This window comes from Thioalkalivibrio sp. ALJ21, from assembly GCF_000378605.1.
Classification (GTDB): domain Bacteria; phylum Pseudomonadota; class Gammaproteobacteria; order Ectothiorhodospirales; family Ectothiorhodospiraceae; genus Thioalkalivibrio.
Window position 1 is genome coordinate 1,020,892 of the sequence record NZ_KB905155.1, and the last position, 22,453, is coordinate 1,043,344.

General features: G+C 67.1%; 17 protein-coding genes. 10 read left to right on the forward strand and 7 right to left on the reverse strand.

Going from position 1 to position 22,453, the window contains the following annotated elements; all coding sequences use genetic code 11:
* Window positions 1-37: 37 nt before the first annotated feature.
* Window positions 38-3,532: a chromosome segregation protein SMC gene (gene smc / locus F579_RS0104820; RefSeq protein ID WP_019024009.1), complete on the reverse strand. Its 3,495-nt coding sequence runs from the start codon at window positions 3,530-3,532 to the stop codon at window positions 38-40.
* A 191-nt stretch (window positions 3,533-3,723) separates the two neighbouring features.
* On the opposite strand from smc, the gene queF reads away from it, so the two are divergent.
* From queF to cysZ, 4 genes are all read left to right on the forward strand, one after another.
* Window positions 3,724-4,146 carry a preQ(1) synthase gene (queF, locus tag F579_RS0104825; protein ID WP_018174047.1) on the forward strand — a complete coding sequence of 141 codons (423 nt, stop codon included), beginning with the start codon at window positions 3,724-3,726 and terminating at the stop codon, window positions 4,144-4,146.
* 9 nt (window positions 4,147-4,155) lie between these two features.
* Window positions 4,156-5,454 (forward strand): FGGY-family carbohydrate kinase, encoded by a 1,299-nt coding sequence (locus F579_RS0104830; RefSeq protein WP_019024008.1) that lies wholly within the window; start codon window positions 4,156-4,158, stop codon window positions 5,452-5,454.
* A gap of 219 nt (window positions 5,455-5,673) precedes the next feature.
* Window positions 5,674-5,883 carry a DUF3185 family protein gene (locus F579_RS0104835; protein ID WP_018995138.1) on the forward strand — a complete coding sequence of 70 codons (210 nt, stop codon included), beginning with the start codon at window positions 5,674-5,676 and terminating at the stop codon, window positions 5,881-5,883.
* Between the two features lie 56 nt (window positions 5,884-5,939).
* On the forward strand, window positions 5,940-6,614 hold the full coding sequence (gene cysZ, locus F579_RS0104840) for a sulfate transporter CysZ (RefSeq protein WP_051076692.1): 675 nt from the start codon (window positions 5,940-5,942) through the stop codon (window positions 6,612-6,614).
* Window positions 6,615-6,630: 16 nt separating this feature from the next.
* Here the strand turns inward: cysZ and F579_RS0104845 are convergent, their stop codons facing one another.
* A complete protein-coding gene (locus F579_RS0104845) occupies window positions 6,631-8,856 on the reverse strand; it encodes a TRIC cation channel family protein (RefSeq protein ID WP_019024006.1) in 2,226 nt (741 codons plus the stop codon).
* A 244-nt stretch (window positions 8,857-9,100) separates the two neighbouring features.
* On the opposite strand from F579_RS0104845, the gene F579_RS0104850 reads away from it, so the two are divergent.
* Both F579_RS0104850 and F579_RS0104855 read left to right on the forward strand, forming a co-directional pair.
* Window positions 9,101-10,060, forward strand: coding sequence for an ABC transporter substrate-binding protein (locus F579_RS0104850; protein WP_026301018.1), 960 nt, complete (start codon window positions 9,101-9,103; stop codon window positions 10,058-10,060).
* A complete protein-coding gene (locus tag F579_RS0104855; protein WP_019024004.1) occupies window positions 10,057-12,006 on the forward strand; it encodes a SpoIIE family protein phosphatase in 1,950 nt (649 codons plus the stop codon). The genes F579_RS0104850 and F579_RS0104855 overlap by 4 nt, the downstream gene beginning before the upstream one ends.
* Before the next feature lie 61 nt (window positions 12,007-12,067).
* On the opposite strand, the gene F579_RS0104860 is transcribed toward F579_RS0104855, so the two are convergent.
* From F579_RS0104860 to F579_RS0104870, 3 genes are all read right to left on the reverse strand, one after another.
* Entirely contained in the window at window positions 12,068-14,155 is a 2,088-nt protein-coding gene (locus F579_RS0104860) for a DUF1631 family protein (protein WP_019024003.1), read from the reverse strand.
* A gap of 136 nt (window positions 14,156-14,291) precedes the next feature.
* Window positions 14,292-14,615, reverse strand: coding sequence for a non-heme iron oxygenase ferredoxin subunit (locus tag F579_RS0104865; RefSeq protein WP_019024002.1), 324 nt, complete (start codon window positions 14,613-14,615; stop codon window positions 14,292-14,294).
* An 82-nt stretch (window positions 14,616-14,697) separates the two neighbouring features.
* On the reverse strand, window positions 14,698-15,063 hold the full coding sequence (locus tag F579_RS0104870) for a hypothetical protein (protein ID WP_019024001.1): 366 nt from the start codon (window positions 15,061-15,063) through the stop codon (window positions 14,698-14,700).
* 98 nt (window positions 15,064-15,161) lie between these two features.
* Between F579_RS0104870 and F579_RS0104875 the strand changes: the two genes are divergently transcribed.
* A complete protein-coding gene (locus F579_RS0104875; protein WP_019024000.1) occupies window positions 15,162-15,710 on the forward strand; it encodes a pyridoxamine 5'-phosphate oxidase family protein in 549 nt (182 codons plus the stop codon).
* A 9-nt stretch (window positions 15,711-15,719) separates the two neighbouring features.
* Here F579_RS0104875 and F579_RS0104880 read toward each other — a convergent pair whose 3' ends face one another.
* Window positions 15,720-16,175 (reverse strand): YaiI/YqxD family protein, encoded by a 456-nt coding sequence (locus F579_RS0104880; RefSeq protein WP_019023999.1) that lies wholly within the window; start codon window positions 16,173-16,175, stop codon window positions 15,720-15,722.
* Window positions 16,176-16,328: 153 nt separating this feature from the next.
* Between F579_RS0104880 and F579_RS14935 the strand changes: the two genes are divergently transcribed.
* Window positions 16,329-16,505, forward strand: coding sequence for a PLDc N-terminal domain-containing protein (locus F579_RS14935; protein ID WP_012982968.1), 177 nt, complete (start codon window positions 16,329-16,331; stop codon window positions 16,503-16,505).
* Here F579_RS14935 and F579_RS0104890 read toward each other — a convergent pair.
* On the reverse strand, window positions 16,431-17,990 hold the full coding sequence (locus F579_RS0104890; RefSeq protein WP_026301017.1) for a MinD/ParA family protein: 1,560 nt from the start codon (window positions 17,988-17,990) through the stop codon (window positions 16,431-16,433). The genes F579_RS14935 and F579_RS0104890 overlap by 75 nt on opposite strands.
* A 190-nt stretch (window positions 17,991-18,180) precedes the next feature.
* Between F579_RS0104890 and F579_RS0104895 the strand changes: the two genes are divergently transcribed.
* Both F579_RS0104895 and F579_RS0104900 read left to right on the forward strand, forming a co-directional pair.
* Window positions 18,181-20,292 carry an HDOD domain-containing protein gene (locus F579_RS0104895; protein ID WP_019023997.1) on the forward strand — a complete coding sequence of 704 codons (2,112 nt, stop codon included), beginning with the start codon at window positions 18,181-18,183 and terminating at the stop codon, window positions 20,290-20,292.
* A gap of 37 nt (window positions 20,293-20,329) precedes the next feature.
* Window positions 20,330-22,453 (forward strand): EAL domain-containing protein, encoded by a 2,124-nt coding sequence (locus tag F579_RS0104900; RefSeq protein WP_019023996.1) that lies wholly within the window; start codon window positions 20,330-20,332, stop codon window positions 22,451-22,453.

Below are 22,453 nucleotides of genomic sequence, written 5' to 3' on the forward strand. Positions count from 1 at the left end.
GTGTTGTGCGACCGCGCGCGAATTCGGGCGGGACGGGTCAGGCCTCGGCCAGTTCCACAGCCTCGTCGATATCCACACTCACCAGGCGCGAGACCCCCGGTTCGTGCATGGTAACGCCGATCAGCTGTTCCGCCATCGCCATCGTGGCCTTGTTATGGGTGATAAAAATGAACTGGATCTGCTCGGACATGTCCTGCAGCAGCTCGCAGAAGCGCCCGACGTTGGCCTCGTCGAGCGGCGCATCCACCTCGTCCAGCATGCAGAAGGGTGCCGGATTCAACTCGAAGATAGCGAACACCAGCGCCGATGCTGTGAGCGCCTTCTCGCCTCCGGACATTAGATGGATGGTGGAGAGTCGTTTGCCCGGCGGGCGAGCCATGATATTCACGCCCGTATCCAGCAGGTCGTCACCGGTCATCTCCAGGCGCGCCTCGCCGCCGCCGAACAGGCGCTGGAATTTCTGCCCCAGCCCGGCGTTCACCTGATCGAAGGTCTGCTTGAACAGCTGGCGCGTCTCGCGGTCGATGCGGTGCATCGCCGCCTCCAGCGTCTCCAGCGCCTCGATCAGATCGGCATGCTGCTCCTCGAGATAGCGTGAACGTTCCTCCAGGCTGCGCGCCTCGTCGATCGCCGCCAGGTTGATCGGACCCAGGCGCTCGATCTTGCGGTCGAGCTCCCCGATTGCCTGCTCCCAGGCCGGTACGGTCGCATCCTCCGCGAGCCCCTCGGCCAGCGGCCCGGCCTCAAAGCCCGACTCCTGAAACTGGGTCTTTAGCTGTTCGATCTGCACCGAGCGTTCGCGCTGATCCAGGCGCAGCTCCTCGCAGGTGGAGCGCTGCGCCTCGACCCGGCTGTCCAGCTCGCTGGCCTGCGTGGCCAGCTCGCGCAGCCGCGCATCGCAGGCCTCGAGATCCGCGCGCGCCCGGGTCAGCCGTTCTTCCGCCTGCTGGCGTTGCTCCGCAGCGGCCTGCAGGTCCCCGCGCCACTGCTCCAGCGGCCCCTCGCGCCCGGCCAGGCCCTGCTGCAGCTTCTCCAGGCGCTCGCGGTCCTCCGCGCGCTGGCGTTCCAGGCGTTCACGTTCGCTTTGCTCGCGCTCCAGCCGGTGGCGCGCCTCCTGCTCCGCCATGCGTGCACGCCCGGCGGCATCGCGCGCCTCGCGCACCGCATCGCGGGCCTGACTATGGGCATCACGCGCGGCCTCCAGCCGGCTCTCCAGTGTGCCGCGATCCGCCTCCAGTGTTTCCAGCGTGGCGAGGGCCTGATTGCGTTCCTGCTGCGCAGTCTCGAACTGCTCTCGTGCGCGTGCCGTTTCTTCTTCCAGCTCGCCCGCCTCACGGTCGATCCGCGCCTGCTGCTGTTCCAGCTGCCGGGCCTGATCGCGCAGGCGCTGGATGCGCCGGTCGCGTTCGTCGATCTCGCCCTGCTGTTCGCGCAGCTGAGCATCCAGCCGATCGCGCTCGGCCTGCGCGGCATCAATGGCCTCGCCCCGTTCCGCCAGGGTGGCCTGGTGCTGCTCGACCTGCGCCTGTAGCTGCTGCTCCTGTTCGCGCAGCTCCCGTGCCAGGCGCACCCTCGCGACTGCGCCGGAGGCACCGCCTTCCAGCGTGCGATGGGCGACCCACCCCGGCCCCATCCAGGTCCCGTCGGGCGTGATCACGCTCTCGTCCGGTGCGAGGCTCGCGACGCGGCCCCGGGCCTCGTCCAGATCCTGTGCGCAGTGGATGCGTGACAGCCACTGCGTCACCGCTGCGGACCCGCGCACGCGGACAGCGAGCGAGTCATCCGAGATCGCCCCGCCGGCATCCGCCTGCGTGCTTACCAGGCGCAGCGCGGCATCCGGCCAGTCTTGCGTGGCCTCGGGCGCGTCCAGCACGGCGGCCTCCAGCCAGGCCCCCAGCACCAGCTCCACGGCCGTATCCCAGCCGTCGTCGACCTCCAGCTGCTGCACCAGGGGCCGCGAGAGGTCCAGGCCCTGGTCGCGTGCCCAGGCCTCGCGGCGCTCGCGCGTCTGGGCCGGGTCGTCCTCGCCGGCGAAGTGTTCCAGCCCCGCCAGACGTCCCGCGACCTCGCGTGCCTCGCGCTCGGCCTGGTGCAGGGCATCCCGGGCCTCGCGGCGGGCCTCGGTGAGCTGGTTCAGTTGTTCCTGCTGCTGGTCGCGCTGCTGGCGCAGCTGCTCCAGGCGTTCGGCCAGGGCATCGCGCTCGCCCTGCAGCCGTTCGGCCTCCTCGCCCGGGTGGGTTTGTGGCAGGGCCGCGCGCTCGGCGTCAAGGCGTTCGCGGCGCTGCTCCAGGCGCGCGAGCTGGTGCTCGGCGTGATCCATGCGCGAACGCGCGAGTTGCGCATTCTGGCGCGGCTCGGCCAGGGCGCGTTCCCACTCGGATTGGGCCTCGCGCGCCGTCTGGAACTCGGTTTCGGCCTGCTCCGCCGCGCCCTCCAGCCGTTCGCGCTCGGCCTCCGCAGCCTCCGCCTCTTGCTGGCGCTGGTCGCGTTCGTGCTCGGCCTGGGCAATGCGCTGCTCCAGCGCCGCGAACGCCTCGCCGGCCGTCTGCAGGCGTTCTTCCAGCTGCCGCAGTTCGGCGCGCTCGCGGGCGAGTTCGTCCTCCGCATGGCGGATCGATTGTTCCAGGCGCGAGACCTCGGCCGCGCGGTCGTAGTAGGCGGACTGCGCCTCGGTGGTGGCCGCCTCCAGGTCCACGCGCGTCTGGCGCTGCTGTTCGGTGTCGGTGCGTACCTTTTGCGCTTCGGCCTGGGTGCCGGCCAGCTCGGTCTCGGCCGCCTGCAGGCGCTGTCGGCTCGCGTCCAGTTCCTGTTCCTGCGCGCGCAGGCGCAGCAGGATCGCCTCGGCGCGTTTCTGGCGCCGCTCGGCGGCGAGGGTCTGGTATTTCTCGGCGGTGGCGGCCTGGCGATTGAGGCGCTCGGCCTGCTTGGCGACCTCGTCGCGCACGTCGTCCAGGCGCTCGAGGTTCTCGCGGGTGTGGCGCACGCGGTTCTCGGTCTCGCGCCGGCGCTCCTTGTACTTGGAAATGCCGGCGGCCTCCTCGAGATAAACCCGCAGTTCCTCGGGGCGGGCGTCGATCAGGCGCGCGATCATGCCCTGCTCGATGATCGCGTAGCTGCGCGGGCCGAGGCCGGTGCCCAGGAACAGGTCCACCACGTCGCGCTTGCGTGCGCGCTGACCGTTGAGGAAGTACTTGGACTGGCCGTCACGCGTCAGCGCGCGGCGCACGGCGATCTCGCCGTAGGCGCTGTACTCGCCACCCAGTCGCCCGTCGGAGTTGTCGAAGATCAGCTCGATCGAGGCCTGCCCGACGGGCTTGCGGCTGGAGGAGCCGTTGAAGATCACGTCCTCGCTGGAGTCGCCGCGCAAGTGCTTGGCCGAGGACTCGCCCATCACCCAGCGCACGGCGTCGATGGTGTTCGACTTGCCACAGCCGTTCGGCCCGACGATGCCCACCCGGTTTCCGGGCAGCACCAGCGTCGTCGGGTCGACGAAGGACTTGAAGCCGGCCAGCTTGATTCGGGCGAGTCGCACGTTCGGCGTAATCCGCGGTCAGGACACTCGGGGGTAGAATGGTACACGCTTGTGCCGGTAACGTGACCGGTTCATTCGCCATCACAACATAACGACGGTGGGAGCCTGCTGGCAGGCGATCGTCCGCACGCGGGCAGGCGCTTCGCGTGCAAGCACGCTCCCACATCTCTTATCCGCAACGAGAAACCGACATGCCCAGCCAGCCGAGCAAGACCCTGGAGACCTTCGACAACCCGGCGCCGGAGAACGACTTCGCGATCTATATCCGCATCCCGGAGTTTACCTGCCTGTGTCCGGCCACCGGTCAGCCCGACTTTGCGGAGCTGCACCTGGAGTATGTGGCCGACCACAAGTGCGTGGAGCTGAAGTCGCTGAAGAACTACATGTGGTCGTTCCGTGACGAGGGGGCCTTCCACGAGGCGGTGACCAACCAGATCCTGGCGGATCTGGTCGCGGCGACCGAGCCGCGTTTCATGCGCCTGACCTCCTATTTCAATGTGCGTGGCGGCATCTATACCTCGGTGGTGGCGGAGCACCGCCAGCCCGGCTGGACCCCGCCGGAGCGCGTCACGCTCCCGCCCCCGGGGCGCAGCCCGCTGCATTCGGGCCTGTAGCCGGCTCCCGTGCACGCGATCGGCCTCGACCTGGGGACCTCCGGCATCCGCCTGGCGCTGGTGGATCCGGACGGCGCGCGGGTGTACTCGGCCACGCGGGATCTCCCGGAATCGGAGACGGACGGCGACGGCATCGCGGAGCAGGATCCCGCGCAGTGGTGGACCCTCGTGCGGGAACTGCTGCGCGAGGCCGCCGAGCACCTGAAGGGCGAGCCCGTCGCGATCGCGGTGGACGGCACCTCGGCCACGCTTTTGTTCCTGGATGCCGATGGCCGACCGGTGCGCCCGGCCATGATGTACAACGACGCCCGCGCCACCGACATGACCGCGATCCTCGCCGGGGTCGCGCCCAGCGGTTCGGCCGTGCACAGCCCCAGCTCCTCGGCGGCGAAGCTGCTGTGGGTGCGCCGCCACGAGAGCCTCTCCGGGGTGCGGCGCGTGCTGCATCAGGCCGACTGGATCGCCGGGCGGCTGCGCGGGCGCTTTGATGTGATGGACGAGAATAATGCGCTGAAGCTTGGCTACGACGCCCTCTGGCAGGGCTGGCCGGACTGGCTGGAGGACATTCTGACCACGGATGCCAACCTGCTGCCCGAGGTCGTCCCGGCGGGCACGAACCTGGGCCCGATTGCCCCCGAGATGGCGCAGCACCTGGGGCTGAACCCGGCCTCGCGGGTGATCGCCGGGACCACCGACAGTATCGCCGGCTTTCTCGCCTCCGGGGTTGAAGACGACCGCACCGGGGTCACCAGCCTGGGTTCGACCATGGTGATCAAGCAGCTCTCGTCGGAGCCCGTGTTTGCGCCCGAGCTGGGGATCTACAGCCATCACCTGTTTGGCCAGTGGCTGATCGGCGGCGCCTCCAACAGCGGCGGCGCAGTACCGCGCCAGCACTTCGACGACGCCACGCTCAAACAGCTCAGCGAGCAGATAGACCCGGATACGGACACGGGTCTCGATTACCTCCCCCTGCCCCGCCGGGGCGAGCGGTTTCCGGTCAGCGATCCGGAACTGGAACCCCGCCTTACGCCGCGTCCGGATGAAGACGCGCGCTTTCTCCAGGGGCTGTTCGAGGGGATCGCGCGCATCGAGCGCGATGGCTACCGGCGCCTGACGGAGCTCGGAGCGCCGCGCGTGGAGCGCGTCATCACGCTCGGTGGCGGTGCCGCGAACCCCACGTGGACGCGCATCCGCGAACGCATCCTGGAGATCCCGGTGATGGCCGCAGACAACGACGACGCCGCACACGGCGCCGCACGCCTGGCGCGCATCGGCCTCGGGCTCGAGGCCTTCTCGCCTTCTCGCTGAAGCCAACGGCGATCGGCCAGGGGGCTGGCCTCCTACGCAAGACACACCCCTGTAGGAGCGCAGCCCCCTGCGCGATGCGACGCCGGACACGCCCCATCGGCCAGAGGGCTGGCCTCCTACGCAACCGGGGAAACTCGCGTTTCTCTGGATAGGTCACCACCGGCCCCGGAGATCAGTGCTACATTCAGGCAAAGAACCACAACAAGAAAGGACGTAGACATGCACTGGAGCCGTATTCTCGGAATCGCCCTGCTGGTGGGTGGCATCATCCTGCTGGTGATGGGCTACAACGCGACCGAAAGCCTGGGTGAAGAGCTGCACGAGACCTTCACCGGGCGCTACACGGACGACACGCGCATGTACCTGATCGGTGGCGGCATCATGGCCGCGGTGGGACTGGTTCTGACGCTGTTCGGAGCCCGCCGCTGAACCAGCGGGCAAGACCCCTCTCGCCGCTTTACGCGTTCCTCGCCCCGTTTCGGGGCCTGACACGCGTCCGCGAGCCCGCCCTGCGCGGGCTCGTGATCATTCCGCTGATCATCAATGTCCTGCTGGTGGGCGCGCTGGTCGCAGCCGCGGCGGTGGGCTTTGACGCCCTGCTCGCCGCCTGGCTGCCGCAGACCCTGGACTGGCTGGCCTGGCTGCTGTGGCCGCTGTTCGCCCTGTTCCTGCTGCTGGTGATCGGGATATCCGCCGTGGCCCTGGCCGCGATCGTGGCCAGCCCCTTCTCCGGGCCGCTGGCCTATCGCACGGCCGAAGGCCTGGGCCATCCACCGCTGGCCGCGCCGCGCTCGCTGACCGCGGAATCCATACATGCACTGGCCACTGCGGCGCGCAAGCTCGGGTATTACGCCCTGCTGCTGATCCCGGTGCTGATCATCACGTTCGTGCCCGGGCTCAACCTGCTCGCGCCCGCCGCCTGGTTCCTCTATGGCAGCTGGGTGCTGGCGGTGGAGTTCATGGAGGTCCCTCTGGCCAACGACGGCCTCAAGTTCGCAGCGGTACGTCAGCGGCTACGGGGGCGCCGCCTGCAGACCCTCGCGTTCGGCGCCGGGACGACGCTGCTGGCCATGGTGCCCCTGGTGAACCTGCTGCTGGTGCCTGCTGCGGTGATCGGCGCCACGCACCTGCGTACCCGCCAGTTGGCCGCAACTCAGTAAACCACCGACCAGGCAATCAGCCGGCGCGCAGGAAACGCCGCTGCAGTGCACGCCGATCACCCTGAACCGGGCTCAGCGTCGGTTCCAGCCGCCGCTCCGCGTACTCGGCCAGCATCCAGAGCATGCGTTCCACGCGGTGGGTGCGCTGCAGCACTCGGTCCAGCGCACCCCCGGGCTGGAAATGATCGGGGTCGAGGTAGCGGGCGCGCAGGGCGTCGAAGCGGCTGCGCTGATTGGCCGTCATGTCACGCAGCCAGACCAGGTCGTCGCGATCCCTTGAGTTCACGGCCATGGTCGCGGCATCCAGCAATCCGCGCAGGGCCTCGAGAACACGACCCTCCAGGGCCCGTGCCACCTCGTCGGACGCGGTCTCCATATCCATCACAGTCGCGCGCAGGTGCTCATACATCTGCTGCTCCAGGCGGGCGACCAGCCGGAAGCGATCACGCAGGGCCTCATGCCGGCGCGCGGCGGCCTCCAGCAGGGGCTCGCCCGCCAGCCGGTCCAGCTCGGCGAACACCGGCTGCAACAGGTATTCGAAGTCCTTGTGCAGGCGCTCCAGCTCCCCGGAATCGGCCGGGCGGGCCCGCCCCTCGTTATCCTCGGTGAGGTAGCCGGTCAGACTGGACCAGGCCTCCGGTTCGCGCCGCGCCAGTGCCTCGAGGCGCCGTTCCGGCAGGGTATGCGGATCCCCCATCTGCAACGGGTTGGGACGGCCCCAGTAGAGAACGCCCAGGCGCGCCAGGAACAGCAGCACGATCACCGCATGCGTGGCGATGAGGATGAATCCGAGGCTCAGCTCCACCGGGGGCCAGAGCAGGATCAGCGAATACAGAATCCCACCCAGGACCGAGATCTCGGCGAAGGAGTCGCGCTTGAGCATGTCGATGTTGAAGTCCGAGCGCACCACATCGCGCATGATCACGCCGAACGAGGCGGTCACCACGGCCATTACCGGGCCCCAGAGCCACAACGGGCTGGCCTGCGACTCGACGGCCACCCCGACGCCGATCACGGTGAAAGAGGCCACCGCCCAGGCATCCAGTCCACGCTGCAGATTCCCCACCACGCGCCCGCCCAGTCCCGCCTGCTGCCGCGTCAGGAGTTCCTGGACGACATGCCAGCGCACCAGTACATGATCGTGCAGCTTGTACAGCACAAAGCCGACGCCCACGACTACGATCGGGACCAGAAGAAACTCCGGCGTCTCGAAGATGAAGATCGGGTCGCGGCCCAGCAGCAGATCGCGCAGCACGCCGCCGCCGATCGCCGGCAACGAGGCCAGGACCAGCGCGCCGAACAGGTTGTAGCGTTCGCGCCGGGCGAGGATCAGCCCGGAGGCGGAAAAAGCGAGGATTCCCAGCAGGGTAAGCGTATTGAACCAGGCCTCGCTGGTGGCCATCGAGAGAAACGCGGGCAGCACATGCTCGACTTCCAGCGTGGCCATCCGCCGGCTGTCCTCCAGCGCCTGCAGCTGCGCGTTGAACTGCTCGACGAACGCCGCGGGGACGGTGGCGCGGGAAAACATCACCCGCACGCCAACGGTCCCCAGGTCCAGCGGATGTGTCTGGATCGCACGGGCACGATCCGTCCGCGCCAGTAGCAGGTCCACAATCACGGGGTCCGCGACAAAGCCGTCGATCCGGCCCTCGATCAGCGCCTGGATATGGGCCTCGTCACCGGCGGCGGGGTACAGGCGCGCGGCCTCCCCCGGATCCGCGACCAGATCGGCCAGTTCGCTGGAGGCGTAGGCATAGCCGGTGGTCACCCCCAGCCGGAAGTCTCCGTCGCGAACCGCCTGGGCCAGGCCGGCGCGATCCTCGAATGAATAATCACCACGCTCGCCGGCGCGCACATAGAGGGCGTTGCGTTCCTGACGGTAGGGTTGCGAGTACTGCGCATAGTCGAGGCGACCGGAATCAAAATAGCTGCCGATGACGAAGTCGATCGCGCCGTGGCGCAGTGCGGCGAGCTGGTCGTTCCAGGAAAGCGGCGTGAACTCGGCGCCATGCCCGACACCGGCCAGCGCCTCCTGCGCGACCCGCACGTCGAGCCCGGTCGGGGATGCCCGGGACGCTCTGTCGGAACCGGCCTGATACGGGGGACGTTCGAACCAGCCAGAGTGCAGCGTTTCGGGCGCCGATTGCTGCGCGATCGGGATCGGGGTGCCGATATCGGCCGCGGACGGGGGCGAGGACGCACCGGCCGCGAACGGCGCGAGGATGGTCAGTGCCAACCCCACCCACAAGACCCCCAGCCACCGCGCAACCCGCGAACCTCGTCCCCTCGGCCGTTCCCACCCCCTTCGCTGGCGCCACCGCGATGCCCGAATAACGCCCGCCTGACGGCTTGCGCGTGACTGGATGCGCCCGCAGGAACACCTCGGTATGCTGTCGCCGTCTAAGACCCCCACGGCCGACTCCCTCCCCATGGACGCTGCATACGCACGATTCCCCAATTCTGCGGCCCATGGCCTGGGTGCCGCCATGCGCCGCGTACTGGCCCTGGCGGCTGTCCTGCTCCTTTGCGCCAGCACTGCGATGGCCGACACGCAAACCCTGCGTTTTCAGCCCCATTGGGTCCCTCAGGCGCAGTTCGCCGGCTTTTACCTGGCCAAGGAGATGGGGTGGTACCAGGACGCCGGACTGGAGCTTGAAATACTCCCGCACGGCGCGGAGCACCCCGCCCCCGCCACGCTGGCCCGCCAGGAGGCCGACGTGGCTCTGCTCTACCTCACCCAGGCGCTGGAATTGCGTGAACAGGGCGTGGACGTGGTCAACGTAGCACAACTGATCCAGGACTCATCGCTGGTGCTGGTATCGCTGGCGGAGTCCGGGATCCTGGTGCCCGAGGACCTGGACGGGCAGCGCGTCTCGCGCTGGGCCAGCTTCAGCCTTCAGCCGGAGGCGTTATTCCGCACCTACGGGGTGCAGCCCGAGACGGTCGACCAGGGGGCGACGATGGCCGCATTGCGCACCGGCGCGGTCACGGCAGCCACCGCCACCCGCTACAACGAGCTGGTGGAGCTGTATCTCAGCGGTCTGGATCCGGACGAGATCGAGGTCATGCCGCTGGAGGATCATGGCGTGGGTCTGGCCGAAGACGGCATCTATGTCCTCGAATCGACGCTGCGCGAACGCCCCGACGCCATCCGCGCGTTCGTCGAAGTCTCGCTGCGGGGCTGGGAGTACGCATTTGCTCACCCGGACGCCGCAGTGGATGCGGTGATGGATCGCGTCATCCGGGCCGGGGAGCCGACCAACCGGGCGCACCAGCGTCTGATGCTGGAGGCGTTGCGCCCGCTGTACCTGGAAGACGAGGCGCTCCGCGGTCCGCGCCTGGACCGGCAGGACTATCAGCTGGCCGTCAGTCTGATGCGCAACCTGGGGCACCTGGAATGGGAGCCGGTGCCATACGAGCAGTTTCACCAGGACCTCACGCAATGAACGGCCGCAAGAGCCTCGCCGTTCGCCTTGCCCTGGTCACCCTGCTGACAACCGGCTCGATCTTCTTTATCTCCTCCGGCGCGCTGTATCTGATGGTGCGCGATATCATGCTGGAGCACGCCGAGGACCAGGCGCGCGAGCTGACCCACGCGACGGCCAACCGCATCCGCTCGTCACTGAACGAGGTGGCCGGGTCGGCACAGGGCCTCGCCAGCGCCCTGAATTCGGGACAGATTCGACCCGACGGCCTGTTTCCCGTGCTGGACGACGTGACCCTCCAGTCGGACGCGGTGCAGGGGGCCGCCGTGACCTTCGAGCCCTATGCCGCCGACCCCGACGAGCGCTACTACGGCCCGTTCTCCTACGAGACGCCCAACGGCATCGCGCGCATGCACCTGGGCGGTGACGACTTCGACTACTTCACCCGGGACTGGTACCAGATCCCGGCGCTCACGCGCAGCGGCTTCTGGACCGAACCCTTTCCATCGGCCGCCGACCCCAACCGCCTGATCACCACCTACTCGCGCCCGTTCTTCGCCCCCGACGACGCCGAGGCGCTGCGCGGGATCGTGACCATGGACATCGAACTGCCGGCCCTGACCGCGCGCGTGGACGAGGTGGAAATCTTCGACAGCGGCTTTGCGTTTCTGGTCAGCCCGCGTACGCGCTTCATCACCTATCCACAGCGCGACTGGATCATGCGCGAGAGCCTGTTCAGCCTGGCCGAAACCCGCGGCGAGCCGGAACTTCGCGAACTCGGACGGCGCATCCAGCAGACCGACGAAGGCTTCTCCCGCGTGCCGGAGGCCCTGCTGGAGGAACCCGCGCGGCTCTATCACGTGCGTCTGCCCGAGGCGAACTGGGCGGTGGGCGTGATCATCCCGGAGCGCGAACTGTTCGGGGACATACTGCGCGTGATGCACTGGGTGCTGATCATCGCCGCGATCGGCTTCTTCATCCTGCTGGGGACCATCATCGGCATTTCGCGCGGCATCACCCGCCCGCTGAAGGGCCTGGCGAGCAGCGCCGGGGAGATCGCCCGCGGCAACCTGGACCGCCCGCTGCCGCCGATCCGCACCGGCGACGAAGTGGGCCAGCTCGCCCACTCGCTGGACGAGATGCGCCTGTCGCTGAAGGACTACATCAACGACCTGACCGCGACCACCGCCGCCAAGGAGCGCATGGAGAGCGAGCTGAAGATCGCGCGCAACATCCAGATGAGCTTCCTGCCCAAGCGGCTGGACCTGTCCGACCTGGACGTGGGCATCGACCTCGCAGCGCGTCTGATCCCGGCCAAGGAGGTCGGCGGGGATCTCTACGACTTCTTCCCCCTGCGCGAGCACAACGCCCTGTTCTTCGCGGTCGGCGATGTCTCCGACAAGGGTGTTCCCGCCGCGTTGTTCATGGCCGTGACCAAGACGCTTGTCAAGGGTATCGCCGAGCAGGACCCGCGCGACCCGGGCGAGATCCTGACCCGAGTCAACAACGAGTTGTGCCTGAACAACGACAACGGCATGTTCGTGACCTACCTGTGCGGGGTACTGGACCTGGGCACCGGCGAGGTCCGCTTTGCCAACGCCGGCCACAACCCGCCGTTGATCCACCGCGCCGATGGCACCTACGACTGGCTGAAGCTGCCACCGGGGCTGGTACTGGGGGCCATGGAAGACATGGAGTATCCAGTGCAGACCGTCCGCCTGGCCCCCGGCGATGCCCTGCTGCTGTATACCGACGGGGTGACCGAGGCGGCGGACGAAGAGCAGAAGCTGTACGACGAGGACCGGCTGTTCGCGCTGTACGGGCAGATCGCCTCCCAGCCCGCACGCCAGCAGGTCGATGCAGTGCTGGAGTCCGTCGAGCGTTTCGCCGATGGCGCCACGCAGGCGGATGACATTACCGTGCTGGCGTTGCGCTACTGTCCCGGGGATGGGGAGTGCGCTGAATGAGAGCACGGGCAGGGGCTTCGCGGGCGAGCCCGCTCCCACATCGGACCCAGAGACCCTGGCGCTAGCGGATCATCGCGTCGAGGGGGTTGTCTCGGGGTAGTGCGCGCATGCGGCCCTCGCGCATCTCGTGGGCCACGCCCTGCAGGCTGTGGCGGCGGCTGGCCACGCCGTCCAGCGACAGGAACAGGAAACGGCGCGTGGCCTCCCCGCGCCAGACCAGCGCCATGCGCTGGGTCTCGCCGGTCGCCCTGTCGATGAACTCGAACCAGTCCCCGACCTGTACCCGCGAGGCCTCGAACACATAGGGGTCGTCCTGGTCCGCCAGCAGATCCGGATCGTCGTCCTCGAAGCGTACGGAGCGCCGGGCCCGGATGCGCTCCTGCGGGTCGAAACGGGGCTCGTCCCCGGAGGCACGGATTCGCTGCAGATGGGCCTGGCCCAGGTGCTGCACCACGGCCTTCACGCGCTCCTCGGAGACCCCGGCCTCGCGCGCGGTCGCCACAATGCGCTGCACCATCGGGTTGACCTCCTGCGGGGTCGCGCGGTTGCAGATCGCCTTGGCCACGTCCTTGACCACCTGATCCAGCCGTTCGGCCGAGTCGCCATCCGCGGCCAGCAGGTCTTCCCAGGCCTCGGCGATCTGTTCGGCCGAACGTTCCGGCAGCTCCGCACCAGTCTCCAGCACGCAGATGGTCAGGCTGCGCCGGGCGCGCGCAGCGCGCTCCTCCTGGCGCAGTGGATCGATATGGGGATCCTGCTGCTCCTGCCAGCGCGCATCCTCCTCCTCGATCGCCGCCAGCCAGTCGCCCAGCAGGGCCTGCGCGGCATCGCGGTCCATGCTGTCGGCTTCGTGGCGGAGCCGATTGACCGACTCCTGGATATGCTGCAGATAGGCCTCGATGGCGTCGTTGCCCGCCGCCTGGTCATCCGGGCTAACACGCACGCCGGTGTTGATCAGGCTGCCGATCCACAGGCGTAACGGGTGCGAGCGATCGCGGAAGAACGAGAGATCACGGATGACCACGCGCGCCAGCGAGAACTGCATGTCCGCAATGGCCGCACGCACGCGCGAGTTGAACCCGACCTGCCGAAAGATGTGATCAAACATCCCCTGCAAGAGATCGAGGATGAACGGGGTCAAGGACTCGCGCGAGAATTCCGCTGATTCCGGATCCACCCGCTCGCCGCCCGTGCCCCCGGCCCCGGAGCCGGCCGCATGCGGCGAACTGGCGGGCAACCCCTGGGCCTGCACCAGGGCGCGGGCCCACATGGCCCAGGCGGTGGGGTCGGCATCCGGCGGGGGCATTTCGCGTGTCCCGCTGGAGCCCGCCGCCCCCAGCCCCAGCGCCGCCGGGTCTCCGCCGGCGGTTGATTCGGACGTGGATCGCGAAGAGCTGCCCGCAGTGTAGTGGGCCCAGCTTGCGCGCTGCTGGGGCACGCTTTCCGACTCGTGCGCCTCCGGACTGCGAGGCGGCTCGGTCACCAGCCCGCACTCGTCAATCGTCTCCACCACGAAGGCCAGCATCGGGGCGCCTGTGCGCCCCATGCACTTCACGTAGGCCCGCATCAGGTCCAGGGTCATGGCCGTACGGCCAAACTGACGTTCGGCGGCCTCGATCACCCGTTCGTACCAGTGCAGCGGGGACCAGGGTGCCCAGCCCGGGTGCTCGAAGCGGTGCTCCTCGCGCGCGGCCTGCTGGAACATGTAGTAGGAGTAGCGATTGTGCTCGCGGATCACGCCCTCGAGCTTGTGCCGCAGGGAGCGTCGGGTGGACTGGTAGTCGTCGAGTACTTGCAGCCCGGAATCACCACCCGCATAGCGCGTGCCGGAGAAATCGTATTCGGGCGGATAGGTGGTGGTGCGCAGGTCGCGGTTCAGTGCCTCCTCGAACTCGCGCCGCAATACGTACTGGTAGGCATGGAGTTGGTTGGCCCACTCGACTGCGTCACTTTCCTGGTCGCCCCAGACGCGCCCGGCGCTCCATTCGGTCGCGACCCACTCCAGACACTGATCAAGGTGATCGACCACACGCGGGGCCACACCGGCCGCCAGCTCCGAACGCTGCGCCTCGGACAGCCCCGACAGGCCGCTCCAGATCGCCGTGTCGTCCTGGTAGTTTCCTTTGTCCCTGGAGTCCGTTCCCGCCATGCGTCCCGCCTTCGCGACCGGCCGCGGCGCGGCCGTTAGCTCAGTGTTAGCTCGGTAGTGTACAGCGCGTGAAGCGGTATAACAGCTACAAAATTCCGTTTTGCACCACGCGCGGGCAATGCCCGCTGGATGATGGTCAGTCGTCGAGCGGTTCGGAGCCGACCTGAACCATCCCCTCGTGCACACGTGTAGGGAAGCGGGTGAGCGGATCCTCCGCCGGGGGCTCCATCACCTCGCCGGTGCGCAGGCAGAACTGAGCCTCGTGCAATGGGCAGGTGATACAGTCATCGTCGAGCTCTCCGTCGGCGATGGGCACTTCTTCGTGCGTGCAGAGGTTTTCGACCGCGAAGAACTCGCCATCGAGGTTGAAGATCGCAACCTCGGTTCCCGCCGTCTCCACCAGACGATGTTCACCGTCCGCGATACTGTCGGCCGGTGCCACGTCGATCCACTCGCTCATCTCTCCTCCAGGGCCTTGAGGTTGGGCTTCACCTTGCCGCCCAGCGGATCTTCAAGCTGGGGGAACACCAGTCAGTGTTTCCCTAAGGCGTCGCATCCAGGGCTGCCGTTGCGGCCGGGTCGATCTCGATCAGGCGGCCTTCTTCCGGGTGGTAGCTGAAGCGCCCGACCACGCGAATGTGTTCCCCCAGCCGATCCGATACCTCGTCGTGAGGCTCGACCGCCACGCGGTTCACGTCCTCGTCTTCCAGCCAGTAGTGGTAACGCTCGGGGTCCTCGTCGAAGCGCTTGACCACGCCCTCGGTCTGCACCAGCTCACCGTTGAACTCGCCCGCCGCGCCCGCCAGCTGGGCCAGCGTCACCTCGGACACACGCTCGCCACCCCCGCAGGCGGCAAGCCCGGTCACCAGGACGGGCATCAGGAGCAGGGGGCGCAGCAAATGTCTCATGTGAATCTCCGGGCCGAGGCAACGTTGTAGTACGCTCTCGAGGGTACCGAAACATGCCTTCAACGTCTCGATTCACCTCGATCAAGCCGGTAATGCCAATGGCCAAGACCTTCCCTGCCCTGGACGAACGACTCACGGCCTTCATCCTCGACCAGCCGGTTTATTTCGTGGGATCCGCCCCGCTCGCAGCCGACGGCCACGTCAACCTGTCTCCCAAGGGGCTCGACACCCTGCGCGTCCTGGGTCCTCGCCGCGCGGCCTATCTCGACCTGACCGGCTCCGGCAACGAGACCTCCGCCCATCTTGCCGAAAACGGCCGCATCACACTGATGTTCTGTGCCTTTTCCGGGAAACCGAAGATTCTCCGGCTGTACGGCAGCGGGCGAACCGTACTCCCGACCGATACCGCCTGGAACACCCTGTACGGTGCTTTTCCCGAACACCCGGGTGCCCGGCAGATCATCGACGTCGAGATCCACCGCATTCAGACCTCCTGTGGCTTCGGCGTACCGGAGGGCGAGCTGCAGCCACGCCCTACCCTGACCGAGTGGAGCGAACGCAAGGGGCCCGAGGGTCTGGAACGCTACTGGGCGGAAAAGAACGCGGTCAGCCTCGACGGCCTGGCGACCCCACTCGGGAAACGCTGAACGAGCCGGCTACCGGGTTTTCGCCTGACGGGTCAGCAGGCGGTCGAGCTGGTTGGCGAAGGCCTGGCGGTCGGCCTGGCTGAAGGCGGCGGGACCGCCCGTATCCACACCGCTGGAGCGCAGGGTATCCATGAAATCGCGCATGCTGAGGCGTTCGCGAATCGTCCCCTCGGTGTACAGCTCGCCGCGCGGATTCAGGGCCTGGGCGCCCTTGGCTATGGCCTCGGCCGCCAGGGGGATGTCGGCGGTGATCACCAGGTCACCCGACTCCAGCCGCCGCACGATCTCGTTGTCGGCCACGTCAAATCCGGCACCCACCTGAATGGCATCGATCCATTTCGACGGCGGGGTACGCAGCGGCTGATTGGCCACCAGGGTCAGCGGCACCTGGGTGCGGTTGGCCGCCCGGAAAAGAATCTCCTTGATCACCGCGGGACAGGCGTCCGCGTCTACCCATATCTTCATACTCACCGATCGTCGATTCGAGAAAAGTTCCGCAGCATAGCCGGTTCGGCGAAGCGCAACACACTCCACCGCTTTTCAATTGGCCGTGCCCCCGGCCGCGTGCCATGGTGCTACGCTCAACGGACACGGCACTCGCGCCGACAAGGAGCCCCCATGGGTATCGAAGTCACCGGAATTCTCGGCCTGATCTGGCTGATCATCGTGATCTGGGCCATCGTCCGCACCGCGCAAAGCCCGGCTGGGCCGATGGTCAAGCTACTGTGGATTCTGATCCTGCTGTTCCTGCCAGTGGCGGGACTGATCGCCTGGCTCCTCCTCGGGCCCAAGTAGCCCGGAAGAAGGATCGGTCGAATCATCGCCATTCGATTTGCTGATAGGCGGGGACGGGGCTACACCGTCCCCGCGCCGTTCGAGCTGCTCGATCAGTAGCTGGCCCTCGTCGCGGGAATCGCGCAACCACTGCAACAGATCCTGCTGCGAGCCGAACACCGCGACATCCACCCGGTGTATGGCATCGGGTTTCGGGATCGGCGTTCGGCGCTCGCCAGCCGCAAGCGGGCCGTAGCGGCCAAAGTCGGGCGTCACCACGTTTTCGGGAGGCTCCGGGCAAGCGGCATCCTCCCCCGGGGGTGTCTGTTCCAGACGTGCGCCGATGCGCTCGAGTACGTCTTCGGACGTCTCTGGGTGCTCGAGCAGCCAATCGATCAGCGCCTCCGGGTCTACCGCGGGGATGCCAAAGCGATCGCGATAGTCGGCCTCCAGCGTCTGGATCCACTCGGCCAGCGCACAGGGCTCGTCGACCGCGTTCGCCAGGGCACGAAACTCCCGTCGCAGGGCCTCGAACCGCTTCTTCACTTCACTGCCGGACTCCGGTGCCGGGACGTCCACACCCGGAGTGTCAGCCTGTTCGGCAAGCGGCGGCTCCGACGGTGCCTCATCCGGCCCGGCGTCAACCGCCACTTGCTCGCTCGATGCGGGTTTGCGCAATAGATGCCGGAACCAGAAACGGCTGAACGAGGCCTGGTTCGAGGGATCCCAGTTGAGATCGTTCAGCGCCTGTGCCAGCCGCTGAAACGGACGCACTGACGGGTCATGCTCCGAAAACATCGCCACGGGGTGCTGCAGGGTCACTGCCGCACGCAGGCTCTCGTCGCGCTGGATGAACCCGAGAAAGCCCACCGAGATCTTCAGATACTTCTCCACCGCACCACTAAAGCGCTGATACACCGCACGCGCCTCACTGATGTCGGCCACCATGTTCACGACCACCTGACAGGTGAGCGGATACCGCCGCAGCGCGACCTTCAGCAGCGAAAAGGCATCGGTAAGCGAGGTCGGCTCCGGCGTAATGACCAGCAGCACCTGGTGTCCGGCGGCGACGAAATCCAGGGTGGTATCGCCAATCCCCGCAGCGGTATCCAGGATCAAGTCATCGAAATGCTGCTCGATCCGCGCCAGCTCGGTCACCAGCCGCCGCTGCCGGGCCGCCGACAACTCCACGCAATCGCGGATACCCGAGGCACCGGGAATGACTTTCAGGCCATGGGGCCCTTCGAGCAGGACCTCCTCGACCGGACACGCCCCCGTCAGGACCTCGGCCAGTCCCTTTTGCGGGTGCAGCCCCAGCAGGATGTTCACATTGGCAAGACCCGTGTCGGCATCCAGGATGCAGACGCGGCGTCCCGCCCGGGCCAGGGTAATCCCGAGGTTGACGGCGATACTGGACTTGCCCACGCCCCCCTTGCCACTGGTCACCGTCAGGACTCGGGGCTGAGCTGGCTGAACCCGAGTCGTGCCGGACTGCCTGTCAATCATGGGCTTCAAAGCTTCCTGCCTCCGAAGTGGCCTCACGGGATTGGCCTCACGCACGCCTAACGTCTCGTCTACTGGAATCGCTGGCGCAACGCAAGCCCCGGCAGTATAGTCGGGAACCAGGGCGACACGCCGCGAACCAGCAACGGATCGGGGCAATGCAAGGGCACCATATCGGGTCCCGGGGAGGAGCATGGCCACGGCGCATACGGCAACGGACACTATCCCCAGCCTGCCACAGGCCCTGACGTCCGTTCTCGATGCGGGCCAGGCGGCGGAGGCCGATTTCGAAGCCCTCAGCCGAGCCATTCTGCGCGACACCGGCATGACCACGCGCCTTCTCGCGGCGGCCAACTCCCCGTTCTACTATCGCGGCTCGCCGTGTCGTACCATCGACCGGGCCTTGTTCAGCCTGGGTCTGGACACCGTGCGCAGCCTCGCGCTGACTGCCGCGATTCAGCAGCTTTTCGGCCGCTACCAGCCCAAGCGCACCAGCGTGCTGCGGATCATCTGGCGCCGTGCGCTGACCACCGCCATGCTCGGCCAGGTCCTTGCCTCCCTGACACGCCACCCGCGGCCCGAAGACGCGTATCTGGCCGGGCTGCTGGTCGACCTCGGCAAGCTGATGCGACTGGCCACCGACGAAGCCCGCTACTGGCCTATGCTCGAGGCCAGCGCTGACGCGCGCGAGCTGGTCTCCCGCGAACAGGAGACCTACGGTCAGCACCATGCCGAGCTGGCCGCCGAACACCTGGACCGATGGGGTCTGGACGGGTTCGTTACCGATGCCGTGCGTTTCCACCTGGAGCCCACGGCACAAGTGCGCGATGCACATCATCTGGTCAAGATCATTCATCTTGCCAGCCTCCTTGGTCACGAGCCGCCCGATGCCATCGGCGACCCGGCCCTGGCCGCCGCCCACGATCTGTTCGGGCTCAATGACGGCCTGACGCGAGAACTGCGCAACCGCATCGAAGAGGATGTCGAGCGGGTCGCGGGCTCTCTGGGGATCGAACTGGATGCGGGACCCGAGGCCGCCAAAGAGGAAGCGCCTCATCCCGATCAGGTCGCGCGCGAGGCGCTGGGGATGCGGGTACGCGACCTCACGGAACTGGAGCGGCTTACAGGCGCGCTGCGCGCCTCGCGGACCCCCCGAGAACATTGTCTGGCCGCCCAGCGAACCCTGTTTCTCACTCTGGGTGTCGACCACAGCCTCGTGTTCCTGACCGATGCGGACGGCGCCTCGGTATCCGCCTGGCTCGGCGAGGAAGACGAGCCCGACTTCACCCTGCCTCTGCTGCCGGGACGGAGCCTTGTGACCGACACCCTGCTGGACCGCGAGATGCGTCAGCACGAACTCGTCGGCGAGACACCCACACCGGTCGTCGATCAACAGCTGTTCCGGCTCTGCGGTGGGGAGGTGATCTGGGCCTTCCCTCTGCTGGCGGCTGCCAACTCCTCGCCCGCAGGGGTACTGATCCTGGGACTGGACCGAGAACGCGCCCAGGCCCTGGAACCCCGAACCGGATTTGTCCAGGCCCTGGCGCGCGAGATTGCGCGCGCGCTGTGCACCCCGCAGTCCGATCCGCCCGAACAAGCGCATACCGACGATACAACACAGGAGCGAATCCGCGAGACGCTGCACGAGGCGGGCAACCCCCTCAGCATCATCCAGAATTATCTGGGTGTGCTGAACACAAAGCTGGGCGATGGGCACGAGGCCAGCCACGAACTGGCCCTGATCAAGGAGGAAATTGATCGCGTAGGCCGCATCCTGCTCCGTCTAAAGGAACCCGACCAGGCAGCGGACGGGCCGCCGTCCACGCTCAATCGACTGGTCCAGGACGTGGCCGACATCGTGGACCGCTCTCTTTGCCGCACGCGAGGCATCCGCCTGGAACTGGATCTTGCACCCGGCGATCCGCCCTTGTCTGTCCCCAGCGACCATGTGCGCCAGATTCTGACGAACCTGCTCAAAAACGCCGCCGAGGCGCTGCAGTCAGGGGGTGTCATTCGGCTGCAGACCCGCGACCCCGAGAGCTTCAATGGGACCAGCGTGGTGGCACTGGTGGTCGCCGACGACGGTCCCGGGCTTCCTCCGGGGATCCGCGCGGCCCATTATCGCCCGGTAGAATCAGACAAGGGCGAGGGGCACGCCGGGCTGGGCCTGAGCATTGTCCGCCGCCTGGCGGACGAGATCGGCGCCCACATCCAGTGCGACAGCGACCGCGACGGAACGCGGTTCGAGATTCTTCTCCCCCATCGCGAGGCCGAAACCGGAACCCTCGGGGCGGGGCAGGGATAGCCCCCGCGATGATGCGAGACAACGGCGGGACCCGCACATGAACGAAGCCGGCACACCACAAACCCCTCGCATCCTCGTCGTCGACGACGACCCGCGCCTTCTGGAAAGCGTGCGACAGCTGCTGGAACTGCAAGAGTTCAACGTGGAAACCGCCCTGGGCGGCGGCAGCGCCATTGAGGCCTTGCGACGGGATCCGCCCGATCTCCTGTTGCTCGATCTGTGCATGCCGGAACTGGGGGGGCGTGATGTCCTGCGCTTCATCCAGGCCGCGGGGCTCAAGGTCCCTGTGGTGGTGATCAGCGGCAACACCTCGGTGGACGATGTCGCCGGCGCCCTGCGCGACGGGGCCTCCGACTATCTGAAAAAGCCCTATCAGCCCGACGAACTGCTGGCAACCGTCCGCAACGCCCTGCACAAGAAAGAGCTGGAAGACGCCAACCGCCACATGCGGGCACGCCTGGAGCGTTCCGAGCGCCTGCACCGGCTGATCGTCAACAACTCGCCGGACATCGTGTTCATCCTGGATCGCGAAGGTCGTTTTCGTTTCGTGAACTCGCGTGTCCACGAGTTGCTTGGCTACTCCCGCCAGGACCTGCTGGATACCCGTGTCCTGGATCTGGTCGAAGCCGACGACCACGAGAAGGCGGAGTATTTCTTCGAGCAGGCCGGGCGCAGCCATGCCCACATCCGCTCCGTGGAACTCGCGCTCAAGCCACGGGAGATGGCCCGCACCCGGCGCTATTTCGAGGTCGCGGTCTGGCCGACGGCGGCCAGCGACGATACAGGTGGCGAGACCCTGGTCTACGGGACCGCCCGCGACATCACCGACCGCAAGGAATCCGAGGCCTTCATCAACTTCCAGGCCTACCACGACCTGCTCACCCGGCTGCCCAACCGCGCCCTGTTCCGCGACCGGGTCGATGTGGCCATTGCTCAGGCGCAGCGCCAGGGCCACCCCCTGGCCGTGATGTTCATCGACCTCAACCGCTTCAAGGTCATCAACGACTCGCTGGGGCACACCATTGGTGACCGCCTGCTGCAGGCCGTCGCCCAGCGCCTGCTGGGCTGCATTCGCAAAGGGGATACGCTGTCGCGCTTCGGAGGCGACGAGTTCACCCTGCTGCTGCCGCATATCAGCAGCCAGGAGGCCGCAGTCGAAGTAGCCGAAAAGATTCTGGAAAGCCTCACTGCGCCATTCCACCTAGGGGGTGACCACGAGCTGTATGTCGGGGCCAGCATCGGGATCGCGATCTATCCCGACGGGGGCGACACGCTCGAGGCCCTGATCCGGCATGCCGACATCGCTATGTACCGGGAAAAGAACACGGGCAAGAATGGCATCCGCCTGTTCGCACCGGAGATGCATGGCAACACGCCACACCGCCTGCAGCTCGAGCAGGACCTGCGCAAGGCCCTGGAGCGCGAAGAGTTCCACATCCTCTACCAGCCGCAGGTCGATGGCGAAACAGGGCAGCTCCTGGGTGTCGAGGCGTTGATTCGCTGGAATCACCCCGATCGCGGCATGCTGGGCCCGGCCGAGTTCATCCCGGTCGCCGAAGACACCCGCCTGATTGTCGACCTCGATCGCGCGACCCTGCGCAACGCCCTGGGCGACATACGCGCGGCCCATCAACACGTACCCAACCTGCGCCTGGCGGTGAACCTGTCGCCGGTGCTGATCGAACGAGACGACTTTGTCGACGGCGTACTGGGATTGCTGGTCGAGACTGGCTTCCCCGCAGAGCTGCTGGAGATCGAGATCACCGAGAGCCTGTTGATGAGCGACACCCACGATACCGTGGCCAAGCTCAACCGCCTGTGCGAGGCTGGCGTTCAGGTGGCGGTGGATGACTTTGGCACCGGTTATTCGTCGCTGAGCTATCTGCAGAAGCTGCCGGTACACACCCTGAAGATCGATCGCAGCTTCACCCACACCATCTGTATCGAGGGGGAGGCCTGTATCGTCAATGCGATCGTATCGATGGCGCGCGGCCTGCAGATGAATATCGTCGCGGAGGGCGTGGAAACCGCGGCCCAGCAGGAATATCTGCGCCGTCTTGGCTGCCCGATGATGCAGGGCTTTCTGTTCGGCCATCCCTCCCCGCTCGCGGACCTGTTGCAGCGGGAATCGGACTTCGGGCGTCGAACCGTACGATCCTGA

What these genes read in the sequence shown, in the direction of transcription:
- queF (WP_018174047.1), top strand. Translation starts at nt 3,724, where the DNA reads ATGCCCAGCCAGCCGAGCAAGACCCTGGAGACCTTCGACAACCCGGCG.
- F579_RS0104835 (WP_018995138.1), top strand. Translation starts at nt 5,674, where the DNA reads ATGCACTGGAGCCGTATTCTCGGAATCGCCCTGCTGGTGGGTGGCATC.
- F579_RS0104850 (WP_026301018.1), top strand. Translation starts at nt 9,101, where the DNA reads ATGCGCCGCGTACTGGCCCTGGCGGCTGTCCTGCTCCTTTGCGCCAGC.
- F579_RS0104855 (WP_019024004.1), top strand. Translation starts at nt 10,057, where the DNA reads ATGAACGGCCGCAAGAGCCTCGCCGTTCGCCTTGCCCTGGTCACCCTG.
- F579_RS0104860 (WP_019024003.1), bottom strand. Translation starts at nt 14,155, where the DNA reads ATGGCGGGAACGGACTCCAGGGACAAAGGAAACTACCAGGACGACACG.
- F579_RS0104865 (WP_019024002.1), bottom strand. Translation starts at nt 14,615, where the DNA reads ATGAGCGAGTGGATCGACGTGGCACCGGCCGACAGTATCGCGGACGGT.
- F579_RS0104870 (WP_019024001.1), bottom strand. Translation starts at nt 15,063, where the DNA reads ATGAGACATTTGCTGCGCCCCCTGCTCCTGATGCCCGTCCTGGTGACC.
- F579_RS0104875 (WP_019024000.1), top strand. Translation starts at nt 15,162, where the DNA reads ATGGCCAAGACCTTCCCTGCCCTGGACGAACGACTCACGGCCTTCATC.
- F579_RS0104880 (WP_019023999.1), bottom strand. Translation starts at nt 16,175, where the DNA reads ATGAAGATATGGGTAGACGCGGACGCCTGTCCCGCGGTGATCAAGGAG.
- F579_RS14935 (WP_012982968.1), top strand. Translation starts at nt 16,329, where the DNA reads ATGGGTATCGAAGTCACCGGAATTCTCGGCCTGATCTGGCTGATCATC.
- F579_RS0104890 (WP_026301017.1), bottom strand. Translation starts at nt 17,990, where the DNA reads ATGATTGACAGGCAGTCCGGCACGACTCGGGTTCAGCCAGCTCAGCCC.
- F579_RS0104895 (WP_019023997.1), top strand. Translation starts at nt 18,181, where the DNA reads ATGGCCACGGCGCATACGGCAACGGACACTATCCCCAGCCTGCCACAG.
- F579_RS0104900 (WP_019023996.1), top strand. Translation starts at nt 20,330, where the DNA reads ATGAACGAAGCCGGCACACCACAAACCCCTCGCATCCTCGTCGTCGAC.